Annotated in this window: 18 protein-coding genes and 2 pseudogenes; 8 read left to right on the forward strand and 12 right to left on the reverse strand. The window is 67.9% G+C overall.

The window, feature by feature from the left end; all coding sequences use genetic code 11:
• Nucleotides 1-142: 142 nt before the first annotated feature.
• The 8 genes and pseudogenes from AC1DEY_RS18270 to AC1DEY_RS18305 form a co-directional block, all read right to left on the reverse strand.
• Nucleotides 143-817 (reverse strand): annotated as a pseudogene (locus AC1DEY_RS18270) (NADPH-dependent F420 reductase); the annotation flags it as partial.
• Between the two features lie 130 nt (nucleotides 818-947).
• Complete coding sequence (locus tag AC1DEY_RS18275) at nucleotides 948-1,097, reverse strand: hypothetical protein (RefSeq protein ID WP_441411460.1); 150 nt, start codon at nucleotides 1,095-1,097, stop codon at nucleotides 948-950.
• A 100-nt stretch (nucleotides 1,098-1,197) separates the two neighbouring features.
• On the reverse strand, nucleotides 1,198-2,613 hold the full coding sequence (locus AC1DEY_RS18280) for an LssY C-terminal domain-containing protein (protein WP_476869207.1): 1,416 nt from the start codon (nucleotides 2,611-2,613) through the stop codon (nucleotides 1,198-1,200).
• Between the two features lie 103 nt (nucleotides 2,614-2,716).
• Nucleotides 2,717-4,000 carry a S8 family serine peptidase gene (locus AC1DEY_RS18285; RefSeq protein WP_476869208.1) on the reverse strand — a complete coding sequence of 428 codons (1,284 nt, stop codon included), beginning with the start codon at nucleotides 3,998-4,000 and terminating at the stop codon, nucleotides 2,717-2,719.
• Nucleotides 4,001-4,408: 408 nt separating this feature from the next.
• The gene (locus AC1DEY_RS18290) at nucleotides 4,409-5,755 is read right to left on the reverse strand and encodes an ammonium transporter (protein ID WP_476869243.1); all 1,347 of its coding nucleotides are present in this window, start codon (nucleotides 5,753-5,755) and stop codon (nucleotides 4,409-4,411) included.
• A gap of 396 nt (nucleotides 5,756-6,151) precedes the next feature.
• Nucleotides 6,152-7,186, reverse strand: a complete 1,035-nt coding sequence (locus AC1DEY_RS18295) for a CapA family protein (protein WP_476869209.1) — start codon at nucleotides 7,184-7,186, stop codon at nucleotides 6,152-6,154.
• A 31-nt stretch (nucleotides 7,187-7,217) separates the two neighbouring features.
• Entirely contained in the window at nucleotides 7,218-7,460 is a 243-nt protein-coding gene (locus AC1DEY_RS18300) for a DUF2630 family protein (protein WP_476869210.1), read from the reverse strand.
• A 133-nt stretch (nucleotides 7,461-7,593) separates the two neighbouring features.
• Nucleotides 7,594-9,468 (reverse strand): Na+/H+ antiporter, encoded by a 1,875-nt coding sequence (locus AC1DEY_RS18305; RefSeq protein ID WP_476869211.1) that lies wholly within the window; start codon nucleotides 9,466-9,468, stop codon nucleotides 7,594-7,596.
• A 41-nt stretch (nucleotides 9,469-9,509) separates the two neighbouring features.
• Between AC1DEY_RS18305 and AC1DEY_RS18310 the strand changes: the two are divergent.
• From AC1DEY_RS18310 to AC1DEY_RS18320, 3 genes and pseudogenes are all read left to right on the forward strand, one after another.
• Nucleotides 9,510-9,656, forward strand: a pseudogene (locus tag AC1DEY_RS18310) (DJ-1/PfpI family protein); the annotation flags it as partial.
• Nucleotides 9,657-9,862: 206 nt separating this feature from the next.
• Entirely contained in the window at nucleotides 9,863-10,276 is a 414-nt protein-coding gene (locus tag AC1DEY_RS18315) for a VOC family protein (protein WP_476869212.1), read from the forward strand.
• A gap of 105 nt (nucleotides 10,277-10,381) precedes the next feature.
• Nucleotides 10,382-10,591, forward strand: coding sequence for a hypothetical protein (locus tag AC1DEY_RS18320; RefSeq protein ID WP_476869213.1), 210 nt, complete (start codon nucleotides 10,382-10,384; stop codon nucleotides 10,589-10,591).
• A 90-nt stretch (nucleotides 10,592-10,681) separates the two neighbouring features.
• Here the strand turns inward: AC1DEY_RS18320 and AC1DEY_RS18325 are convergent, their stop codons facing one another.
• The gene (locus AC1DEY_RS18325) at nucleotides 10,682-11,416 is read right to left on the reverse strand and encodes a GAF and ANTAR domain-containing protein (protein WP_476869214.1); all 735 of its coding nucleotides are present in this window, start codon (nucleotides 11,414-11,416) and stop codon (nucleotides 10,682-10,684) included.
• Nucleotides 11,417-11,660: 244 nt separating this feature from the next.
• Between AC1DEY_RS18325 and mgtA the strand changes: the two genes are divergently transcribed.
• Nucleotides 11,661-14,396, forward strand: a complete 2,736-nt coding sequence (gene mgtA, locus AC1DEY_RS18330; RefSeq protein WP_476869215.1) for a magnesium-translocating P-type ATPase — start codon at nucleotides 11,661-11,663, stop codon at nucleotides 14,394-14,396.
• Nucleotides 14,397-14,543: 147 nt separating this feature from the next.
• Entirely contained in the window at nucleotides 14,544-15,908 is a 1,365-nt protein-coding gene (locus AC1DEY_RS18335; protein WP_476869216.1) for a phosphoribosyltransferase family protein, read from the forward strand.
• Between the two features lie 71 nt (nucleotides 15,909-15,979).
• On the opposite strand, the gene AC1DEY_RS18340 is transcribed toward AC1DEY_RS18335, so the two are convergent.
• On the reverse strand, nucleotides 15,980-16,696 hold the full coding sequence (locus AC1DEY_RS18340) for an SRPBCC family protein (protein ID WP_476869217.1): 717 nt from the start codon (nucleotides 16,694-16,696) through the stop codon (nucleotides 15,980-15,982).
• Nucleotides 16,697-17,032: 336 nt separating this feature from the next.
• Here AC1DEY_RS18340 and AC1DEY_RS18345 point away from each other — a divergent pair, with 336 nt between their 5' ends.
• Together AC1DEY_RS18345 and AC1DEY_RS18350 are read left to right on the forward strand one after the other, a co-directional pair.
• A complete protein-coding gene (locus AC1DEY_RS18345) occupies nucleotides 17,033-17,905 on the forward strand; it encodes an NAD-dependent epimerase/dehydratase family protein (protein WP_476869218.1) in 873 nt (290 codons plus the stop codon).
• 19 nt (nucleotides 17,906-17,924) lie between these two features.
• Nucleotides 17,925-18,956 carry an aldo/keto reductase gene (locus AC1DEY_RS18350; protein ID WP_476869219.1) on the forward strand — a complete coding sequence of 344 codons (1,032 nt, stop codon included), beginning with the start codon at nucleotides 17,925-17,927 and terminating at the stop codon, nucleotides 18,954-18,956.
• A 184-nt stretch (nucleotides 18,957-19,140) separates the two neighbouring features.
• On the opposite strand, the gene AC1DEY_RS18355 is transcribed toward AC1DEY_RS18350, so the two are convergent.
• Nucleotides 19,141-19,350, reverse strand: a complete 210-nt coding sequence (locus AC1DEY_RS18355; RefSeq protein ID WP_441411262.1) for a hypothetical protein — start codon at nucleotides 19,348-19,350, stop codon at nucleotides 19,141-19,143.
• A gap of 472 nt (nucleotides 19,351-19,822) precedes the next feature.
• Here AC1DEY_RS18355 and AC1DEY_RS18360 point away from each other — a divergent pair, with 472 nt between their 5' ends.
• Nucleotides 19,823-20,605: a phosphatase PAP2 family protein gene (locus tag AC1DEY_RS18360; protein ID WP_476869220.1), complete on the forward strand. Its 783-nt coding sequence runs from the start codon at nucleotides 19,823-19,825 to the stop codon at nucleotides 20,603-20,605.
• Between the two features lie 37 nt (nucleotides 20,606-20,642).
• On the opposite strand, the gene AC1DEY_RS18365 is transcribed toward AC1DEY_RS18360, so the two are convergent.
• Entirely contained in the window at nucleotides 20,643-21,200 is a 558-nt protein-coding gene (locus tag AC1DEY_RS18365; RefSeq protein ID WP_476869221.1) for a TspO/MBR family protein, read from the reverse strand.
• Nucleotides 21,201-21,241: the final 41 nt, after the last annotated feature.

A 21,241-nucleotide genomic window follows, 5' to 3' on the forward strand; every position in this document is an offset into this window, starting at 1 on the left:
GACGACCCGACGCACTACTCCGGGGCCCGTGCCCTGTAGTCCCGTGCCCTGCGCGAATTCGCCGGAAAGCTGCGAGGTCGCTGGAAATTTCCGGCGACCTCGCAGGCTTCCGGCGAATTCGCGCGCCAGGCCGGAGGAACCGTCAGATGGTCCGCGGGGCCTTGGCCACGTTCTCGGCCAGCTCGGCCGCGTTCTGCCGGATCACGTAGGCCGGGCGGTCCCGCTCCGTGCGCCAGCTTTCGGACAGCGGGCCCATGTTGACGGTGTCGAATCCGAATTCGTCATAGAGCCGCGTGACAAGCTCCGCCGCTTCCGGGAAGTCGCTTGCCGTGGCCAGGGCCCGGCGGTTGGGTGTGCCGCCCGGGGCGCCGTCGGTGGTGATCTGGGAGAACAAGATGTGGTTGAAGGCCTTGGCCACCTTGGACTGGGGAAGGTGCTCCTGCAGCAAGCCGGAGGTAGTGGCCTCGCCGGCATCCAGGGCCGGGAAATGCCCGTCGCGTTCCCAGTAGTAATTGTTGGTGTCGAGGACGATCTTGCCCGCCAGCGGCTCCACGGGCACGTCCGCGAGGCTTCTGAGCGGCACGGTCACGACGGCGAAGTCGCCGGCCGCCGCGGCCTCGGCCGGCGTTGCCGCCCGGGCTTTGGGCCCCAGCTCCGCAACGAGCCCCGCCAGGGATTCCGGCCCCCGGGAGTTGCTGATCACGACGTCGTAGCCGAGTTCCACGGCCTTGCGGGCGATCTGGCCGCCAATGTGTCCTGCACCGATGATTCCGATTGTTGTCATGTCCGGACCAACACCCGGACGCCCACGGATATTTCGCCAGCTACCGGGTGTGCGCCCGGGGCCGTCAGCCCACTGGCCTGCCTAGTAGCCGGAAACCTGCGAGTTCGCCGGAAAGTTCCGGCGAACTCGCAGGTTTCCAGCGAACTCGGGCGTGGGCGAAGCTTTAGGCCGTGGTCCCCGGTTCGTCGTCGATATCCGGGCCTTCTGCCGCATCCTGGGAATGGGCCCGGTCGTCAAAGGGTTCAGCCGTTGCGTCGCCCTCGGCGGGGGTCTCGCTGTGGGCGCGTTCCGGCGCCTGTGAGTCCTGGCTCATGTCCGCTCCTCTGCTGCGAATCCTGCGGTGGATTGTCGACTATTGATCATCTAGCTCCCGCAGTCACAGGGCTGTCAAGGCCTTCCGGATCCGTGCGGTGTCAGAGCGGTGCCCGGCCGGCCGGGCGGCTGGAATCCCTTTTGGGTTCCTTGCGGGGGCGCAGGGCATAGTCGCGCGCCCGTTTGCTGGAGAGTGCCAGAAGCAGCAGGATGTCCAGCGTCAGGCCGGGCAGATTGGACACCAGCGTGATGTCGGGACCGCCGTGGAGGACGTCGAAGGCCTGGATGCAGATGGCGCCCGTGCTGAGCGCCATGGCCAGTGTCCGGGCCCAGTTCCGGCCGAGGAACACAAACCAGGCCAGCAGGACGTAGGCCAGGGCAAAGACCAGGACCAGCACCGTTGCGATGCTGACGGCCACTTCAGCCTGGGCCTCCGTGATTCCCGGGCCGGTTGCGGGCCGCACCAGGGATCCCACGTGCGCGTCCCGGAAGGCCACCGTCGAGATGGCGAGCAGGACTGCCGCCGCCGCGCGGGCGGCGACGAAGATTGCCCCGATGATGGTGGGCGCCGGGCGCCTGTTCCGGCTGTCGCCCGGAAGCCTGCCGCCCGGAGAAGTTTCAGTTGGAGAAGTTTCAGTTGGAGAAGTGTCGCTTGGAGAAGTGTCCGTTGGAGGTAAGGCCGCCGGAGCCGCGGCGGTCTGCCTGAGATCCACGATCGGGAGGTCGCCGTCGGTGGTGATGGTGTCGCCTCCGCCGTTGCGTGCGTGATAGCCGGTCGAAAAGTCACGGATCACGCGGAGTTCGGCCGTGGGGTCTGCCTGGGTGATGGCTTCGACCACGTGGTCGCGTTCGGCGTCGGTGTTCTGAGCGATCTTGTGGGTGATCTGCAGGGTAAAAAGGGACAGCCCGACGCTGCGGTCATACGTGCCGGCAGCCAACCAGTCCACGGCCAGACCGCCGGGGAGCAGCCAGCCGGGCGGACAGCGCCAGAAACGGACGTGGTGCCGCTTGCCCGGGGTGCCATCAACTTCCTGCTGATAGGCAAAATCCTGTTGGCGGCCGAACAGGAACAGGGGACTCACCGGGGCCTCGAGGTAGCTGCGGTGCAGCAGCGTGGAGGAGACGATCCTCCGGCTGCTGGCCAGTGTCACGTCATCGGCCAGCGTCCAGCCCGCGGCCTGCATGACGCCGTGCACCTGCGGCCCGGATCCCAGCAGGGCCACGTTCACGGGATCGCCGAGAAGCCCGTCGCTGGTGCGCGCCCGGCCGATGAAGTAGTCGGGTACGTAGAGCCGGGTCAGGATTCTGTGCAGCCGGGGGAGCACCAGATAGGCGAGCAGGGCCCAGAAGACGAAGATGAACCAGACCTGTCCCCAGCCCCATTGGAAGCTCAGTTCTAACAGCAGCGAGGTCAGCCACACGGCCGCGACGCCACCCACTACGAAGAAGATGGTGTCCAGCAGGGAGTACGGCACCGCGTCGGCGGGGGCGGTGACCTCAACCGCGGCCTTGGTCATGGCCGTCATGTTACGCGCACCGGCGGCAGTTGGCTCGAAAGATGAAGCCCCAAAGGTTGACCCGGCCGCAGGTCTCTCGCGGCCGGGTCGTCCTTGCTGGTCCTCAGAAGCTGGTTGTCTGGGTCAGGTAGCCGTAGTACTTCGAGCTGATGGGGTGGACGGGATCGCCTTCGAATCCGTAGTCGTGGTGGCGCTTGGTGTATCCCTTCGTCAGGGACAAGTACTGTTCCATGACGTGCTCGGCTGATCCCGTGCAGGCCTTCTGGCTGATGCACAGGGCCACGGACCCTGCCACGGCCGGGCTGGCGAAGCTGGTGCCGTGGTTGATGCCGTACCCGCCCCCGGGAACGGTGGAGAGGATGCACTCGCCGGGGCCGGAGACCGTGTGGGCCTTGTCGTCGCTCGTGGTGGCGAAGTTAGAGAAGAATGCCGGATCGTCATCCTTTTGTCCGTACTTCGAAAAATCCGTGGTGCCGCAGGTTGGGGCGGCGAGGCCGCCGGGCTTCCCGTCGAAGTCGCCCATGGCGGTGGCGGTCAGCACCTGGTCGTAGGTGGCGGGCACTGTGTTCGCGAAGTCCTCACCGGCGTTGCCGGCCGCGACAGCGTAGGTGACACCGGCGCGGACTGAGCGGCAGATGGCGTAGTGCATCGGGTCCGTGCCCTTGCCGCAGTTAGGCGTGTCCGCGGCGCCGCCCGCGATGCTGATGTTGGCCACCGCGATGTCGTTGTTCGGGTCATCGTCCTTCTGTGTGGACGTCACCCAGTCGATGGCGCAGATCAGGCTCTGCTCGGAGATCAGGCCGTTGTCGTCAACCACCCGTACGGACCACAGCGGGGTTCCGGGGGCTGTCCCGATGACGCCCAGACGGTTGTTCTTGGCGCCGATGACACCCGCGACAAATGTTCCGTGCCCCAGTACGTCAATGGGTGTCACGTCCACCGGTGAGCCGGACTGGCAGTCAACGCCGCCCTTGACGTTCAGGTCCGGGTGGGTGGCATCGATGCCGCTATCGATCACGGCGACGTTGACGTTGATCCGCGAAGGCCCCTTGTCGAGCGCCTTCCGGACGTCTGAGTCCGTTCCGGCGATCCGCTCCCGCCAGAACGGCGTCTCCTGGCTGGCCGCGGATCCCAGATCCCGCGGCTGCTGGAAGGTCCGGCCCGCAGTGACGAAATCGACGTTGGGGTCGGCCTGAAGGCGTTTCGCCTGCGCCGCCGTCAGGGTGGCAGAGTAGCCGTTCACGGCGTTGCGGTAGACCTTGGATGCCGTGAATCCATAGGCGCTTTGCTGGGCGGCCGCCGCCGCCCCGGCGTCCACGACGCCGTCCTTGAGCACCACAATGTAGCTTTGCCCCGTTTCAGCCGCCGACGAGGGGGCGGCCGCCACCAGGGAAAAGCCGGAAACCAGCGCAAGGACACTCAGCGAGGCCAGCGCACGCCGAAGGGGGAGCCTGCCCCGTCTGGGAAGGGTGCTTCGCCGGTGTCTGCGCGGGACCCGCGCCACCGATGTTAGCTGCGGGTTTGACGCCTTGCGGCTGGCTTGGCTGAACATCGTGGCCTCCCATTAAGCGAGTTCGCTAATTCGAGTGCCCCCCGCCCATATCTTAAGCCTCCGGCCGTGTCTTATACCCGGGCCCTTTGAAAAAACTTGTGCAGCCCCCGGTCCGAGCCGGCCGCGGTCACGGCGGCCCGTAAGCCCTCAGGACTGCGGCTCCTGCCCAACTGACTCGCAGCAGGGGCCGTTATGAGCGCTCAAAGCGGCCCCTGCTGCGAGCCAGTTGGGAAACCCGCGGCCTCAGACCAGGCTGTCTTCCTTCACGCGTGCCGGGGTCGGCGCGCTCGTCGGTCCCCGGCCAGCCGCGTGGGCCGACGCCGCGGCGCGCACGGGGTGTCCGGCGTGTGACGTGTTGACGTGGTGGCCGAATGGGTTGAACCGGCTGAAACCGAGTTCAGCAAAGGCATAGGCGGTCTCGGCGTGCTCGGACCGGTCCACTCCGGCGAGTTCGTCCTCGCGGCTGACCCGGAACCCGAGCGTCTTGTGGATGGCGAGACCGATCACGGCGGTCCCGAGGCCGGACACCGCCACCGTGATGAGCACGGCCACGGTCTGCGCAATGACCTGGTGGAGCCCGCCGCCGTAGAGCAGGCCGCCGCCCGCGCCGTCCACCGGCAGGGCGATGAAGCCCAGCGCCAGGGTTCCGATCAGGCCGCCGCCAAGGTGGACGCCGACGACGTCGAGCGAGTCATCGAAGCCGAACTTGAACTTCAGGTCCACGAACACCGCACAGGCCGCACCGGCCACGAAGCCCAGGCCCAGCGCGGCGAGGGGGCTGATGTTGGCGCACGACGGCGTGATCGCCACCAGGCCGGCAACGGCGCCGGACGCCGCACCCAGGGAGGTGGGGTGGCCGTGGCGGACCTTTTCCACCACGAGCCAGCTGATCATGGCCGCGGCGGGAGCGGCCAGGGTGTTCACCCAGATCAGGCCGGCCTGTTCCACGGTGGTGGCGGCGCCGGCGTTGAAGCCGAACCAGCCGAACCACAGGATGCCCGCACCGAGCATGATGAAGGGGATGTTGTGCGGACGGTGGCCGGGGTCCTTGCCGAAGCCGTGCCGGTTGCCCAGGATCAGGACCAGTACCAGCGCCGCAGTGCCGGAGGCGATTTCCACGACGGTGCCGCCGGCGAAGTCGATGACCTGGCCGAAGACGGCACTCACGGCACCGCCGGCGCTCATGAGGCCGCCGCCCCAGACCATGAAGGCCAGCGGGCAGTAGACGAGGGTGATCCAGATGGGAACGAACAGGGCCCAGGAAGTGAATTTCGCGCGGTCCGCGATGGCGCCGCTGATGAGGGCCACGGTGAGGATGGCAAAGGTGGCGCTGTAGCCGGCCTTGATCAGGTCGGGCGAGCCGATGACGTTGCTCAGGCCGAAACTGGCGAACGGGTTGCCGAAGACGCCCAGGACGCCCTGCCCGGTAGTCATCGAGTAACCCCAGAGGACCCACACCACGCCGACGATCCCGACGGAGACGAAGCTCATCATCATCATGTTCAGTGAGGCCTTGGCCCGGGTCATGCCGCCGTAAAAGAGGCCAAGAGCCGGGGTCATCAGCAGAACGAGCGCCGCCGAAATGATCATCCAGACGCTTCCAGCAGTGAGTTCCACCGGGGGTCCCTTCTCGTCAGTCTTCCTTTGCCGGGACACGTCGCCACCGGCCCCCCGATCCGGATTTAATCCTCGCGGAGCCATGTTTCCGGCAGTGGGGCGGAAAGTTGCAGGCACGTTACAGGAATCGCGGCGGCGTGAAGTTCGCGTGACCGGCATGTTTCAGGCATGTAAACGGTGTCTCTTGCGGACGCCTTGTCCCGTACTGGGCGCTGGCGCCGCGAAGGGCGGAACGGCGGGGGCTGCAGGAGAATGCTGTGCCGGACGGCAGTGAGGCGCCGCCGCGAAGGAATATTGGCGTCACTGTGCGCTAGCGGAGGGTCCTCCCGCTGGCGCGAGAGTGCACCCACTGGCGGGCAGGGGCCGCGGTCAGCCCGGTCCGCTGGCCCGCTCGAGCGGAATCTCCAGGCAGCGGCCGGCCGCGTTCCAGCCAGTGGGCGTGCCGAGGTGCCGGCTCAGCCGCTGCATCCGGGCGGCAATATCGGGCCCCGCCCCGCGCGCCAGCCGGGCCTGGAACCCGGTGATGACCGTGGGATGCAGCCGCAGCATTCGGGGTTCGCCGCCGTCGGTATCGAGCACGAACACGAAGGACTGGTCATTGCGCTCTGCCGGGTCCACGGCGTAGTCGTCTATGAAGTCCCCGGCGCTGAAGATGATGGGCCGGTTCCGGTGGATCCCGACGCCGCGGAAGACATGCGGGGAGTGGCCGAAGACGACGTCGGCGCCGGCGTCGATCAGGTCCCGGGCGAGATCCCGGTGCCGGGCCGGGACGTCGTAACCCCAATTGCCTCCCCAATGGGCCGAGACGATCAGCAGTTGGACCCGGGACTTGGTCCGCCGGACCAGGTCCAGCAGATCGTCCAATCGGGCGGCACCGCCCCGGCCACCGCCGTCGTTCGCGGGAAAGCCCTTCAGTGGAACATACTCCACGGGAACGTAGTGGACTCCCGGGGCCGTGGGGCCGGCCTCCCAGTCGGGCTCGTTGTCAGTGAAGGCAATGACGCCGACGGCGGTGGTGCCCACGCGCCGCACGGCCGGCCTTCGGGCCGCGTCCAAGTCAAGGCCGGCTCCGGCATGCAGGATGCCGCGGCCATCCAGTACCGGGAGCATTTCCCGGAACGCATCCTGGCCGTAATCCAGGACGTGATTGTTGGCGAGCGAGACGACGTCGATCCCAGCCGCGAGGAGGCTGGCGACATTCTTCGGGTCGGAGCGGAAAGTGAAGACCTTGCCGGGCTCGGGCTCGCCGCCGGACGCCAGGACGCATTCGAGGTTGGCGATGCGGAGGTCCGCCTGCCGGAGGACCTCCAGCGTATCTCCCCACGGGTAGGTCGGCCCGGCCGTTGCCAGGTGCATGTTCACCAGGCGGCCCAGCATGACGTCTCCCAGCAGCGCAATCCGCATGGCCAGCCGGTCCGTCAGGTCATGGCCGGGGCTAGCTTTGGTAGCCCTCGACCTCGCTGACCGGCCGCACCTCCGCCTCGTCGGGGTTCTCTCCGTAGTCCTTTTTGGCGCGCCGCTGGCGGAGCAGGTCCCAGCACTGATCCAGCTGTTCCTCCACCTGCTGCAGCCTCAGGACATTGGGGGCTCCCGTCCCGGCCGGGGCGGAGCCTTCGCGGAGGTTGTGCTCTTCCGCCACGAGTTCCTTGATGCGCTCCAGGATGTCCTGGTTGTCCACGGTGTCCTCTTTTCGTCCGACGGCGGCGGTCCCCCTCCGCAGGTCCCTTCCCAGCCTACGGAGGGGGAGGGGCCCTGAACAGGGGTTCCCGCGGCACACCCGCCTGCGGCACACCTTGGCCTAGGGTCTTGGCCTAGCCAAGGAGTTCGTCCGGGTAACACCAGCGCCAGTCCTCGTCCGGCTCGATGCTGCGCATGACGGGGTGGCCGCTGGCTTTGAAGTGTTTGTAGGCATGGGTTCCGGACGAGGAATCGCAGCAGGCCACGTTGCCGCACTGCGCGCACATCCGCAGGTGAACCGTCGTCGTCCCTTCCCGCACGCACGCGGCGCAGAAGGGATCGGCCGGAACGGCCGGGGCCGGGGCCGATTCCAGGTGCGGGCACACGCCGCGGGGGCGGGCGATCCCCTCGCCGCCGCTGCCGCCGTCAGCGTCTGGTTCTTCCAGTGTGGCGTCCAGCATGGACTCTTCGACATCGAGGCGGTCAAGGACGTTAAGCAGGACCTCGTGCGCGTATCCGCCGCCGCGCCGCAGCTCGAGGACCTTGGCGCGCTCGGCGTCCAGCATCGCCAGCCGCAGCTGGGCGTAGCGCTGGCTGGGGGTGACCGATTCCGCGATGGGCCGTCCCAGCCGCTCCCACGCGGCAAGCCCGCGCTCCTGAGCGCGCCGCTTCAGCATCGCCACAACCTCCGGGGGGTCGGCGTCCGAGCGCAGTTCCTGGAGCCGCTGCACGCCCGCCGCCGTCGCCATCTGCATGAGCGACGCCTCGTTGAGCGCGTCCTCGCGCGCGTCCGGTCCCTTCAGGCGCAGCAGCCGGACCAGGGCCGGGAGTGTCAGGCCCTGCAGAATCAGCGTGCCGGCCACCACCACGAGGGCCATGAGGATCAGGACGGACCGGTGCTCCAACGCTGCCGGCAGGACCAGGACGGCGGCAAGGGTCACCACGCCGCGCATGCCGGCCCAGGAGACAATCACCGGAACTTTCCAGGACGGCCGGGGATCCTTGCGCCCGACCGCGGGAATGAGCCTCGGCAGGTACGTTGCGGGGAAGACCCAGACCGGGCGCAGGACCAGCACGGCCAGCAGCACCGCGGCGCAGCCGAGCCAGATCCGTTCCGGGCCCAGCGAGTCGTCCCGGACGCCCTCGATGATGGTGCGGACCTGCAGCCCGATCAGGAGGAACACAGAATTTTCCAGCAGGAACTGGACCGTGTGCCAGTTGCTGCGCTGGCTCAGCCGTGCGGCCCCGTTCGGCATGGACGGCGCCTTGGTCCCCATGATCAGCCCGGTGACGACGACGGCCAGTACGCCTGAAGCGTGGATCGCTTCCGCCGGAAGGTAGGCCACGAGCGGGGCGATCAGGGATATGGAGGTGTTGATGGAGACGTTGCGGATCCGTTTGCGGAGCGCGGTGAGCACGAAGGCCGCTGCAATGCCCACCACCAGGCCGCCGCCGGCAGCCAGGACGAAGCCGCCGGCGATCTCCGCGGCGGACACCGTTCCGGCGATGGCCGCGATGGCAGCGCGCAGGCAGACCAGCGCCGTGGCGTCGTTGACCAGCGACTCGCCTTCCAGGATGGTGACAATCCGCCGGGGCATGCCCACCTTTCGCGCGATGGCGGTCGCAGCCACGGCATCCGGCGGTGCGACGACGGCGCCCAGGGCCATGGCCGCCGCCAGCGGGATCTCGGGGAACAGCCAGGCGACCACCAACCCGATGCAGACGGTGCCGAAGATGACATAGCCCACCGACAGCAGGCCGATGGCGCGGCGGTTGGAACCGAAATCGAACAGCGAGGTCTGCAGGGCCGCCGCGTAGAGCAGCGGCGGCAGCAGCCCGACCAGCACGAGCTCGGGGTTCAGCTCGATGGTCGGGACGAAGGGGAGGAAGGAACATCCGACGCCGGCCAGCACCAGCAGGAGTGGGACTGACACGTTGATTTTGTGCCCGAGCGCGCTGCAGGCGCACACAACGGCGACCAGGGCCAGCAGCCCGAAAGCGACTTCCATTGGCCTATTCTGACAGCTTCGGGTCCGTCGCCGGAGACCCCCGCGTCGCCGGCGCGATCTGGACCGACCAGCAAGTGGTGGTGGACCAGGGCCTGGTGACCAGCCGCAGCCCGCGCGACCTCCCCGCCTTCAACGCCAAACTCGTGGCGGAAATCGCCGGAGGCGATCACGCGGGACAGACCGCGTAGCCGCGTCCCCACGCAAGCATCCGACGGCGGTACCGGCCGCCGTCGGATGCCTCCGGCTGGTTCATTTGTTGCTTTGTCTTCTTTTGTTTTGAACTTCCGCCGGGCACCTACCCACGCTGCCGGTTATGCGGCAGGATATGCCGTGTACGTGCACCGTCGTCGTTGCCGCCCGGCCGGCGCCCCCAAGCAGCAAGGAGATTTCGGACATGACCACCCTCAATCCCTACCTCGGGTTCCGCGACACCGCGAAAGATGCCATGACCTTCTACCAGACCGTATTCGGCGGGGAACTGACCATGAGTACCTTCGCCGAGTACCACGCCAGCGAAGACCCGGCCGAGCAGGAAAAGATCATGCACGCCCAGCTCAGGACGGACGGCGGCATGGTGCTCATGGGAGCGGACACACCCAACAGCATGGACTACACCCCAGGCAACAACTTCTCCGTGTCCCTCAGCGGGGCCGACGAAGCCGAACTCCGCGGCTACTTCGACAAGCTGGCCGACGGCGGCACCGTCGCGATGCCGCTCGAGAAGGCACCCTGGGGCGACATCTTCGGCATGTGCAAGGACAAGTTCGGCGTGGACTGGCTGGTGAACGTCGGTTCCGAGCCCGCCTAGGAAAGGCCGACGCCGGAGGCCCGACCCGCGCCGGTTAGAGCTATCCTGAATCCAGCCAGGACAGTGCAGGCTCGAGTCCGTCCGCCTGGCCCAGAGAGGCATGTAATGACCGAGAAGCTGCACCTCACTCCGGACGATGAATTCCCCGAGGACCTCACCAAGGTTGCGGACAAGGATCTTCAGGTCCTCGACAGCCAAGTCCAGCGCCAGCTGGATTATGAGTACGTATCGGAGGGGGAGCCGAATCCGGAGACGGAATTCCGGCACTATGACCTCGATGAGGAGTTCGAAGAGCGGGACAAGCGGGACACCTGAACACCTGAACACCCGATCCTGGCCGGGAAGGTCCCGTGCGGATCGGGTGTCTAGCCCGGTCCTGGCCGCACTGGCTGGTCCGGGACCGGGCTAGACCTCGAAGTGGGTCCGGGTAGGGCCCTGGCCGAGCGACTCGACCACTCCGGCCGCGACGGCGTGGAGCTTGATGTTCCGGGCGCTTGACGCCGACTTCAGGAGCTCAAACGCCTCCACCTGGCTGCAGCGGTTCTGCGCCATGATGATGCCGACGGCAACGTCGATCGCGGTTCGGGTTTCCAGGCTGGCCTTGAGGTTGGCGGCCGTCTCGCTGCTGTGCGCGAACCGGACCGCGAGCCGCAGGGCCATGGTTGTCTGGTGGACAAACTCACGGGCCAGTTCCGTGGCACGGTCATCGAATCGGCCCGGCCGGTGCGAATACAGGTTCAAGGCGGCGCGGGTTTCGCCTTCGAGCAGGAACGGCAGCGCCAGGATGGACCGGAAGCCGTGTCCACGCACCGTCGCGGCGTACTGCGGCCAGCGACCATCGAGCTCCAGGTCCTCAACGTAGACCGTTTCCTGTTCCCGGGACGCCGTCATGCATGGGCCGTCGCCGAAGGTGTACTGGATTTCGTCCATTGCCTGCGCGGCGGGGCTGCTGCTGGCGACGGTGGCCGCCTTACGCTGCCGCAGGAGCGTGATGCCGCAGAGGATCTCGTCTCCCGGCTCGGAGAGGCTGCGCGCGGACACCCGCGCGAGCCCGCCGAGGAAGTCCTCGACGTCGGAGCTGCTGAGCACCAGTTCATGCAGCTGCTGGTTTATTGAATTTGCGGTTGACTCGCTGACCACTTGTCTGTTGTGCCGTTTCACTCAGGTCAAGACGACCCGGCGGCGCTTCCCACCGCGGCAAGGGGCGGATACGGCAGCGGCCGGATCGAAGAACAATCCAACGGCTCGCTGCAAAACCGTACCGAGAGAGTATATACATCCCGAAAATGCGGTTCCACATACCGGGCCCGGATCCAGAGGCTGCTGACCCGTTCGTCCCGGGCATAGGCTGTGCCTTAGGCGAAATGTCGTGAACGGATTCCGCATGCCAGACCTCGATGTCAAGGACTCTCACTCCGCCCCACTGGCGATCTCCCGCGCCGCGGGCCGGCCAGTTGCCACCGTACTGGGAGAGCTGGGCTCGGGCGAGAACGGACTGACCGGTGCCGAAGCGTCCAAGCGCCTCACGGAACTGGGGCCGAATGCGGTGCGGACCCACATGGCCAGCGGGTGGTCGGTGCTGGGCCGGCAGTTGGCCAGCCCCATCCTGATCCTTCTGCTCATCACCGCGGGGCTATCCCTGTTCCTCGGGGACGCCACGAATGCGATCGTCATCGGCGTGATCCTGCTGGTCAGCGTGGGGCTGGGGTTCAGCAACGAATTTCGGGCCGAACGCGCAGCGGAGGCCTTGCATTCGCGCGTCACGCACCGCGCCGTCGTCGTCCGCGACGGAAGACCAGGTGAAATCAACGTCACCGCGCTGGTGCCCGGCGACGTCGTCCGCCTCGGGATCGGCGCGATCATTCCGGCCGACATGCGGGTGCTGACGGCGAAGGATCTCGTGTGCGATGAAAGTATTCTGACCGGGGAATCGCTGGCAGTCGCCAAGGACGCGGCGCCGGTACCGCAGGATGMGCCGCTGGCGGAGCTGAGCAGCTGCCTCTTCATGGGGACCGTGATCCAGTCCGGCAGCTGCACCGCGGTGGTGGTCGCCACCGGAGGCCGGGCGGAATTCGGCCGGATCGCACTGGGCCTGGGTGAGCGCCAGCCGCAGACCGAGTTCCAGCTGGGGTTGAAACGCTTCTCCTTTCTGCTGTTGCAGGTGGCCATCGGGCTGACGTCGCTGATCTTCGTCGCGAACCTGCTGCTGCACCGGCCCCCGATCGAATCGCTGCTGTTCTCCCTGGCGATCGCGGTCGGCATCACCCCGCAACTGCTGCCCGCGGTGGTCAGCACCAGCCTGGCCACTGGCACCCGGCAGCTGGCGCGGCGCAAGGTCCTCGTGAAGCGCCTGGTCTGCATCGAGGACTTGGGCGACATGGACATCCTGGTCACGGACAAGACGGGGACGCTGACCGAGGGCCGGATCAGTTTCAGCGGCGCGCTGCCCGCCGGCCCCGGCGTCCCGCCCGCCGAACTGCTCACGCTCGGGCTGCTGGCCACGGAGGCGGACTACGCCGAGGCGAGGCTCTCCACCGTGGGCCTGAACCCGCTGGATGCGGCCCTGTGGGAGTCCTCCGGCGCCGCGGCCTTCCGGCCGGAACGGTACGAACGCCTGGACGTCCTTGACTTCGACCACCAGCGGCGCCGGACCAGCGTGTTGGTGCGCGAAGCCGGCGGCCCTGCCCGCATCATCACGAAAGGCTCGCCGGAGGATGTCCTGGCCCTCTGCGTGGGCACGCCGGCGGACGTGCAGGCGATGCTGGACAAGCAATTCGACGCCGGATCCCGGGTGGTGGCCGTCGGAACCCGGCCCGCGGACGGGCTGGAGGACCTGACGCCGTCAGAGGAGAAGGACCTGGTCCTGGCCGGATTCCTCATCTTCCTGGACCGGCCCAAAGTCAGCGCGCGGGCCTCCCTGGACCAGCTTGAGGCGCTCGGCATCATGGTCAAGATCGCCACCGGAGACAACGCCAGGGTCGCCGAAAAGGTCTGCGACGAACTCGGTGTCCTCTCCGGCGGTACGCTCAGCGGCGCCGCGGTGGAGGCCATGTCCGATCCCGAGCTGGCCGCGGCGGCCCGGGAGGCCAGCATCTTTGCACGCGTTTCGCCCGAGCAGAAGGCCCGGGTCATCAGGCTGCTGCGGCAAAGCGGCGGTGCCGTCGGGTTCATGGGCGACGGCGTCAACGACGCCCTGGCCCTGCACGCCGCAGACATTGGCATCTCGGTCGACAGCGCCACCGACGTCGCCAAGGACGCCGCCGACGTCGTGCTGCTCGACAAGGACCTGGGGGTCCTGGCCGAGGGCGTCATGGAAGGCCGGCGGATCTTCGCCAACACCATCAAATACGTTCTGATGGGCACGTCCAGCAACTTCGGCAACATGTTCAGCGCGGCCACGGCCTCCGTGCTGTTGAGTTTCCTGCCCATGCTGCCGGGCCAGATCCTGCTCAACAACCTGCTCTACGATGCCGGCCAGCTGGCCATTCCGGGCGACCGGGTGGACAAGGAACAGTTGGTGGCGCCGTCGCACTGGGACATCGGCTTCATCCGCCGTTTCATGTTCCTGTTCGGCCCCATCAGCTCCATCTTCGACTTCGCGACCTTCGCACTCATGCTCTTCGTCTTCGACGCGGTTCCCGGCGAATTCCGGGCCGGCTGGTTCATCGAGTCGATCGTCACGCAGACGCTGATCATCTTCGTCATCAGGACCCGGCGCGTACCCTTTTTCCGGAGCAGGCCGTCGGCGGGCCTCGTATGTGCCTCCGTGGGCGTGGTGGCAATCGGGGTGTACCTGCCGTTCTCGCCCCTGGCCGGCGTGCTGGGCTTCGACCCGCTGCCGGTCCCGTTCTTCCTCGCGTTGCTCGGGATGGCAGTGGTGTACCTGGTGCTGGTGGAACTGGCGAAAGTCTGGTTCTACACGCGCGCCGCACAGCAGCCGCGCCCACCCCGGCCGGCCGCGCTCAGGCACCGCGGCCGGACCCACCGCATTGCCCGGCGGGCCGCCCGCTTCAGCATCCCCGCGGCCACGCCGCTGCTCGTCAACCGGGGCCCGGGAAGGCGCCGCTGGCGCCTCAACCGCGGCCCGGGAAGGCGCCGCTGGCGCAAAATCGGGCATTAAGGCCCTCACTGCGCTTCGGCGGCAGGCGGATAGTTGGAGGGAGCGGCCATCTGGTCCATTCCGGGCGTGGGGAGCCTGCAGGAGCGCGCCAGTTCAGCACCCGACTGATGGCCGATGGCCGACGCCTCGACTGGAAAGCCATAACCCATGAGCATCTTTGAAGACAGGGTCGACGCCGGCAGGCAGCTCGGCCGGCGTCTTGCGGAACTGCGTGGCCAGGACATCGTGGTCCTCGGCCTGCCGCGCGGCGGGGTGCCGGTCGCCTTTGAGGTCGCCGCCGCCCTGGATGCTCCCCTGGATGTGATCGTGGTGCGGAAACTTGGGCTTCCCTACCAGCCCGAGCTCGCCATGGGGGCGATCGGTGAGGGCGGCGCGAAAGTCTTGGACGAGCAGGTCCTGGCCCATTCGCGGGTCACCGCACAGGAACTGCAGGCCGTCGAGGAGCACGAACGAGCCACGCTGGAAAACCGGGTGGTCCTGTTCCGGAAGGGCCGGACGCGGCACGACCTGACCGGACGCGTGGCGGTGATCGTCGACGACGGGATCGCCACCGGGTCCACCGCCCGGGCTGCCTGCCGGGTCGCCCGCAAACAGGGGGCGGCACGGGTGATCCTGGCCGTTCCGGTTGCCCCGGCGGAGACCCTCGCCAACCTGAGCGAGCCGGATGAAGTCGTGTGCCTGGCCACGCCGCGCCAGTTCACCGCCGTCGGCTACCACTACCGGGATTTCTCGCCGACGGATGACGACGAAGTGATCCGCCTGCTCGACCTGGCGGCCAAACGCCTCGAGACCGCGCCGTCGCCATTCCGGACCGCGGCGGGTGCCCGCGCCGACGCCGCTGCCGACGTCGACGAGGAAGTGGAGATCCCGTCCCGCGCGATGCGGCTCCAGGCCCAGCTGCACCTTCCCGTGCCGGCCCGGGCCGTGGTGCTGTTCGCCCACGGCAGCGGAAGCAGCCGCCACAGCCCCCGGAACCGGTATGTGGCCGGTGTCCTGCAGCAGGCCGGGCTCGGCACGCTGCTGCTGGACTTGCTGACCACCGCGGAGGAGCGCAACCGCGCCAACGTCTTCGACATCGAGCTCCTGGCCCGCAGGCTGTCCTCGGCAACGGACTGGCTGTCCACCCGGGCAGACACTGCCGCGTGCGCCGTGGGCTACTTCGGCGCGAGCACGGGCGCCGGGGCCGCGTTGTGGGCGGCGTCGGAGCCGTCAGCGCGGATCTCGGCTGTTGTGTCGCGCGGCGGACGCCCCGACCTCGCCGGCCCGCGTTTGTCCGCCGTGAGTGCGCCAACGCTCCTGATCGTGGGCAGCCTGGATCACGAGGTCCTGGAGCTCAACCGGCGGGCGAAGGCCATGATGCGCTGCCCCAGCCAGCTCGCGGTCGTGCAGGGGGCCACGCACCTGTTTGAAGAACCTGGCACGCTCGCGGCGGCGGCCATCCTGGCCCGGGACTGGTTTGTCGACTACCTGCTGCCCCTGGGCACTCCCAGCCCGCGGGCCGCGGGTGTCTGAGGGCAACCGGGGAGGGCAACCGCTGAGGGCAGCCGGGGAGGGCAACCCCAGGCGCCTACGAGCCCAGCGCCCTAACGCCGGCGGCCCTCTGCCCTGGAGCGGATACCCAGGAGCATCCGCCGCTCCATCAGGAACTGCGCCGGTTCCAGCAGCGTGCGCAGGGCCACTCCCTCGGCCACGGGCGAATAGTCGTACCGCGTGCGGGACAAGAGCCTGGTGGCCCGGGGCCCTGCGGGCCGCAGCACCAACGTCCAGCCGACGTCCAGCCGGGGCCCGGTTGGACGCATTCCGGCCGGCGACATCTTCCCCGTGCGCAAATCGAAGGATCCGCCCAGCCCCAGCACAACCTCGGCCTCGAGGAGCCTGACCGGCAGGCCGCCGTCGGGGGACAACGGAATGATGTCGCCTACCACCAGGTGCTGCAGCTCGGGGCGAATCCTGTCGGCACTCCGGATGCCCAGGCCCGCGGCGTTTTCCAGCCAGTCGTAGGAGTAGAAGCCGCCGCGCCCGGCGCCCAACTGGACCAGCCAGGGCCACACTTCTGAAGCCGGCGCCGCAATGGTCACCGCGCGGGTGGTCTGCATGCGCGGGCCCGGAACCATCTCGTCCCCGGCGAGCGGCCCGGCGGCCTCCTGGGTGGTGGCACCCCAGCGCAGGAGCCGTGGACGCAGCGCCAGGACGTAAGCGGCCCCGGCAGCTGCGGCAACAAGCGCCGCGAGCGGTCCGCGCATCTGGCCGGGGGCGTGCTTGGCCGGCCGGGTTGCCGGCGGAGTTCCGGGGTGGTTCATTCGGCGGTCCGGTGGACCTGGTGGCAGGGATGATGCCGGTCCGCGCCGGCAACATCGCGCTGGTCACCGTTCATGGCCCCCAGCCTCCCGCCTGGTCCGGGAACTGCCTAGGGCCGAAAGTCACGCGGGCCCCCGACGGCGGCACGGCGTCCGGCCGCTGTCGACCGCCGTCGACCGCCGGGCGGATCCGGGCTGGCCGGAAGATGGAACGCGAGGGGCTGGGCACCGCGCCCGCCTCCCCATAGGGTGGAACGGTGACTGCCGGCACCGGACCAGGTGCCGGACCATTTGCCGGACCATGACGGTCAGCAGAGCCTGCCACCCGAGGAGTACCTGATGAAAGTTGCTGTTACCGGAGGAAGCGGAAAGCTGGGACGAAGCGTCGTGCGGCGCCTCAGCGACGACGGGCACGACGTGACCAACCTGGACCGGACGGGCGCGCGTGGCCGCGCGTTCACGCAGGTGGACCTGCGCATCTATGGCCAAGTGGTGGATGTGATCCTTGGCCTGGACGACCGCCACGCCGGCTTTGACGCCGTGGTGCATCTGGCCGCGATTCCGGCGCCGGGGATTGCCCCGGACGCCGCCACGTTCGAGAACAACATGCTCTCCACTTACAACGTGTTCCAGGCCGCCCGTCGGGCCGGGATCAAGAAGATCGTCTACGCCTCCAGTGAGACTGTGCTGGGGCTGCCGTTCGACGTCGACCCGCCTTACATCCCGGTGGACGAGGACTACCCGGCACGGCCGGAAAGCACTTACTCCCTGGTCAAGCACCTGGAGGAGCAGATGGCCATCCAGCTGACGCGCTGGGACCCGGAGCTGAGCATCACCGGCCTGAGGTTCTCCAATGTGATGGACCCGGAGGACTATGAGGAGTTCCCGTCCTTCGACCACGACGCCACAATGCGCAAGTGGAACCTCTGGGGCTACATTGATGGCCGGGACGGCGCGCAGGCCGTGGCCCGGGCCCTGGAGCACGCCAAGCCGGGCTTCGAGGCGTTCATCATCGCCAACGAGGACACCGTGATGAGCCGCTCCAGCGCCAGCCTCGCCGCCGAGGTGTTCCCCAACGTCACGGTGGTCAAGGACCTTGGCGAGCACGAGACCATGCTGTCGATCGACAAGGCCAAGCGGCTGCTGGGCTACGCGCCCGAGCACAGCTGGCGGACCTACCACTCGTTGCGCACCACGCCCACGGAAGACTGACCCCAACCTGAGGAGTCCCATGCAATACCGCACCCTGGGCAACAGCGGCGCCGTCGTCTCCAGCTTTGCGCTGGGCACCATGACCTTCGGCGCCGAGGCCACCGAGGAGCAGTCCCGGGCCATCCTGGATGACTACTTCGCGGCGGGAGGCAACTTCATTGACACAGCCGACGTCTACAGCTCCGGGGTGTCGGAGGAAATCATCGGCCGGTGGCTGGCCGACCGGGCAGAGGTCCGGGACCGGGCTGTGGTGGCCACGAAGGGCCGCTTCCCGATGGGCCAGGCCCCCAACGACGTCGGGACCTCCCGCCGGCACCTTGTCCGGGCGCTGGATGACTCGCTGCGCCGGCTCGGCGTCGAGCAGATCGATCTCTACCAGCTGCACGCATGGGATCCCGTAACTCCCCTCGAAGAGACCCTCCGGTTCCTGCACGACGCCGTCACTGGCGGAAAGATCGCCTACTACGGCTTCTCCAACTTCCTGGGCTGGCAGTTGACCAAGGCTGTCCATGTGGCCAAGGCCCATGGCTGGAGCGCCCCGGTGACCCTGCAGCCGCAGTACAGCCTGCTGGTCCGCGACATCGAATCGGAAGTGGTTCCGGCCTCGCTCGACGCCGGAATCGGACTGCTGCCCTGGTCCCCGCTGGGCGGAGGGTGGCTCTCCGGCAAGTACAAGCGCGACGAACCGCCCGCCGGGGCCACCCGCCTTGGCGAAAATCCGAAGCGCGGGATGGAAGCCTGGGAGGCCCGGAACGCCGATCCGCGCACCTGGGAGGTGATTGCCGAGGTGGAGGAAACCGCCGGGCGGCACGGCGTAAGCCCGGCCCAGGTGGCGCTGGCCTGGCTCGCGGACCGGCCCGCCGTCACCTCGGTGATCCTGGGCGCCCGCAGCACAGGTCAGCTGGCGGACAATCTCGCGGCAGCGGATCTCACGCTCACCGCGGGCGAGACGGAGCGCCTGACCGAGGTCAGCCGTCCGCGCGTCGGCGTCTATCCGTACGGGCCCATGGCCCAGGAGCAGCGCAGCCGGAAACTCGAGGGCGGCCGTTAACCGGACAATGCGCTAGCCAGACAATGCGTTAGCAAGACAACGCGTTAGCAAGACAACGCGTTAGCAAGACAACGCGTTAGCAAGACAACGCGTTAGCAAGACAACGCGGGGCCAATCGCGCCGGTCCAGGTGGTGTGGACGGGCGGGAAGTGACCCCGCATTGTGGTGTTGCGGAAGATCCGGCTCAGTGAACGAGCTCGCGGGTCATGCCGAAGGGAACCTGCTCGGAGAGGGCCGCCGTGTAGTGGCCCGGCTTGTGCCGTGTGAGCAGGATGCCGTGGGTTCCAGTGGCCATGGCGATCTGCTGGAGGCCGCGGACGGCGTCGTTAAGCCGTTCGTCGAGGACGTTCCGGCTGTCGACCTGGATCTCAATGGACTCGGTAATGGTGGTCATCGCTCTGTCTTTCTTGGAGTACTTCTAGTCGGCCCCAATGGATTCAGGAACAGTAACGTCATATTTATTCATGCGTCAAATCGTTAAAGGATCAACTTTCGATGGGGAAATTCGGTTCCGCCGGCATGTGGGCTGCTGACCTGCGCTTCCTGTCGATCCGGGACCTTCGGCCCTAAACTTCCGTCGGACAGGCGGAGAGGTGCTCATGGACACTGAGGATGCGGCCGTCCGGAGTCCGGGCGAAGACGATGGTTTCGCGTTCGTCGCTGGCCGCCCGGGCACCGCACCGGTCCGTTCGGACGGTCGTGGCCACCCGGTGGGAAAACACGGCCGAACTGCCCTCCGCCTGATGCCCGGACTCCATTCACGCTCGGATGCTTTCGGCGGCGCCCCTGCCTGCTTCCGCGGCGAATAGAGGGGATAATCGTCAGCGGAGACCATCCACAACACGGAGCAAAGGCGGCACGGCGACATGGCACAGGCTCAAACAGGAAAACCACAAGGCCGCTGGCGGGCCTTCCACGAAAAGTTCGTCGTGGAGGAGCGGTTCATGAGCCCGGCGGCACGCCGCAATCTCTACCGCACCGCCGTCGCCCTGATGATCACGGGCGCTGTGCTGTTCGCGGTCATCCTGGCCGGCGTGCTCCAGCACGGCGGCCTCTCGGCGGCGGACGAGCCCACGCGGTCCTGGCTCCTGACCCTGCGCGGGGAACCTGCCACCACCATCATGATCATCCTGGCGATCATCTTCGGCCCCATCGGCCTGCCGATCATAGTTCTCGTAGTGACCGTGGCCTGGGGCCTGCTTGCCAAGCATGCCTGGCGGCCGATGCTCCTGGCCGGCGCCATGCTGACCGGGGTGATCCTGGCGCAGGTCATCGGCCACATCGTCGAACGCCAACGTCCGCCCATAGAGCTGATGCTCTTTGGGGCCGACACCACCTTCTCCTTTCCCTCCGGCCACGTCCTGGGCGCCTGCGATTTCCTGCTGGTCACCACGTACCTGGTCTTTTCGCGCCGGAAGAACCCCATGGCCGCCGTCGTCGCTTTCATCGTGGCGGGGATCGGCATGTTCTTCGCCGCCGTCAGCCGCCTCTACCTGGGCTACCACTGGCTGACCGATGCCCTGGGCGCCTTCTCGATCTCCCTCGTGGTCCTTGGCGGTGTCATTGCGCTGGATACGTGGCGGACAGCCCGGATCCCGGGCGAACAGGTCACCGGGACGCTGTCAGCCGCCGACGCCGGCCAGGACTAAGCGCCGACGGGGGCTGGCCGGCTCGGGCCCGGCCCGGTCAGTTGCTGGCGGCGGCGTAGACGTTCAGGCTGCACGAGAACACAACCCACGACACGTACGGCATCATGAGCAGGCCCGCTGCCCGGCTGATGATGCCAAAGCGGACAGCGGCGGCGCCAGCCGCCACGGCGTGGGCGGCGATAACCACCAGGGCCAGCCAGAGGGCCGCCGAGCCGATCATGGGGTACATGCCGAAGAACAGGGGCGCCCACGCCAGGTTCACGAGCAGCACGATGCCGTAGAGGGCCATTGCGCCCCGGCTGGACGCGGAGAGAAGTCCCGTTCCCCGGCGCCAGACGAGCCACGCCGCCACGGCCATGGTTGTATAAAGCACCGTCCAGACCGTTCCGAACGCCCAGCCCGGCGGGGTCCAGGGGGCCGTGTCCGCCGCCGCGTACCAGCCGCCGGCGTTGCCGATGATGGCCCGCGAGGCCATGTAGGACACGCCATGGGAAACCGCCAGGAAGCAGATCAGGACCAGCGCCTGGCGGGCCGCGCCGGGCGCTCCTGCCCGCAGCGGCCGGCGGCTGACACTTTGTTGAGTTTTCAGGTGCACCGCTCAACAGTGGCTAACGGCGTCGCGTCCGTCAAACTGCC

The sequence above is a fragment of the Arthrobacter sp. 05T47 genome, from assembly GCF_056395825.1.

Excerpts from the sequence above, each read along its gene's own strand:
- AC1DEY_RS18275 (WP_441411460.1), bottom strand. The coding sequence starts at position 1,097 with ATGAGCCAGGACTCACAGGCGCCGGAACGCGCCCACAGCGAGACCCCC.
- AC1DEY_RS18280 (WP_476869207.1), bottom strand. The coding sequence starts at position 2,613 with ATGACCAAGGCCGCGGTTGAGGTCACCGCCCCCGCCGACGCGGTGCCG.
- AC1DEY_RS18290 (WP_476869243.1), bottom strand. The coding sequence starts at position 5,755 with ATGATCATTTCGGCGGCGCTCGTTCTGCTGATGACCCCGGCTCTTGGC.
- AC1DEY_RS18295 (WP_476869209.1), bottom strand. The coding sequence starts at position 7,186 with ATGCGGATTGCGCTGCTGGGAGACGTCATGCTGGGCCGCCTGGTGAAC.
- AC1DEY_RS18305 (WP_476869211.1), bottom strand. The coding sequence starts at position 9,468 with ATGGAAGTCGCTTTCGGGCTGCTGGCCCTGGTCGCCGTTGTGTGCGCC.
- AC1DEY_RS18315 (WP_476869212.1), top strand. The coding sequence starts at position 9,863 with ATGACCACCCTCAATCCCTACCTCGGGTTCCGCGACACCGCGAAAGAT.
- AC1DEY_RS18320 (WP_476869213.1), top strand. The coding sequence starts at position 10,382 with ATGACCGAGAAGCTGCACCTCACTCCGGACGATGAATTCCCCGAGGAC.
- AC1DEY_RS18335 (WP_476869216.1), top strand. The coding sequence starts at position 14,544 with ATGAGCATCTTTGAAGACAGGGTCGACGCCGGCAGGCAGCTCGGCCGG.
- AC1DEY_RS18340 (WP_476869217.1), bottom strand. The coding sequence starts at position 16,696 with ATGAACCACCCCGGAACTCCGCCGGCAACCCGGCCGGCCAAGCACGCC.
- AC1DEY_RS18345 (WP_476869218.1), top strand. The coding sequence starts at position 17,033 with ATGAAAGTTGCTGTTACCGGAGGAAGCGGAAAGCTGGGACGAAGCGTC.
- AC1DEY_RS18350 (WP_476869219.1), top strand. The coding sequence starts at position 17,925 with ATGCAATACCGCACCCTGGGCAACAGCGGCGCCGTCGTCTCCAGCTTT.
- AC1DEY_RS18355 (WP_441411262.1), bottom strand. The coding sequence starts at position 19,350 with ATGACCACCATTACCGAGTCCATTGAGATCCAGGTCGACAGCCGGAAC.
- AC1DEY_RS18360 (WP_476869220.1), top strand. The coding sequence starts at position 19,823 with ATGGCACAGGCTCAAACAGGAAAACCACAAGGCCGCTGGCGGGCCTTC.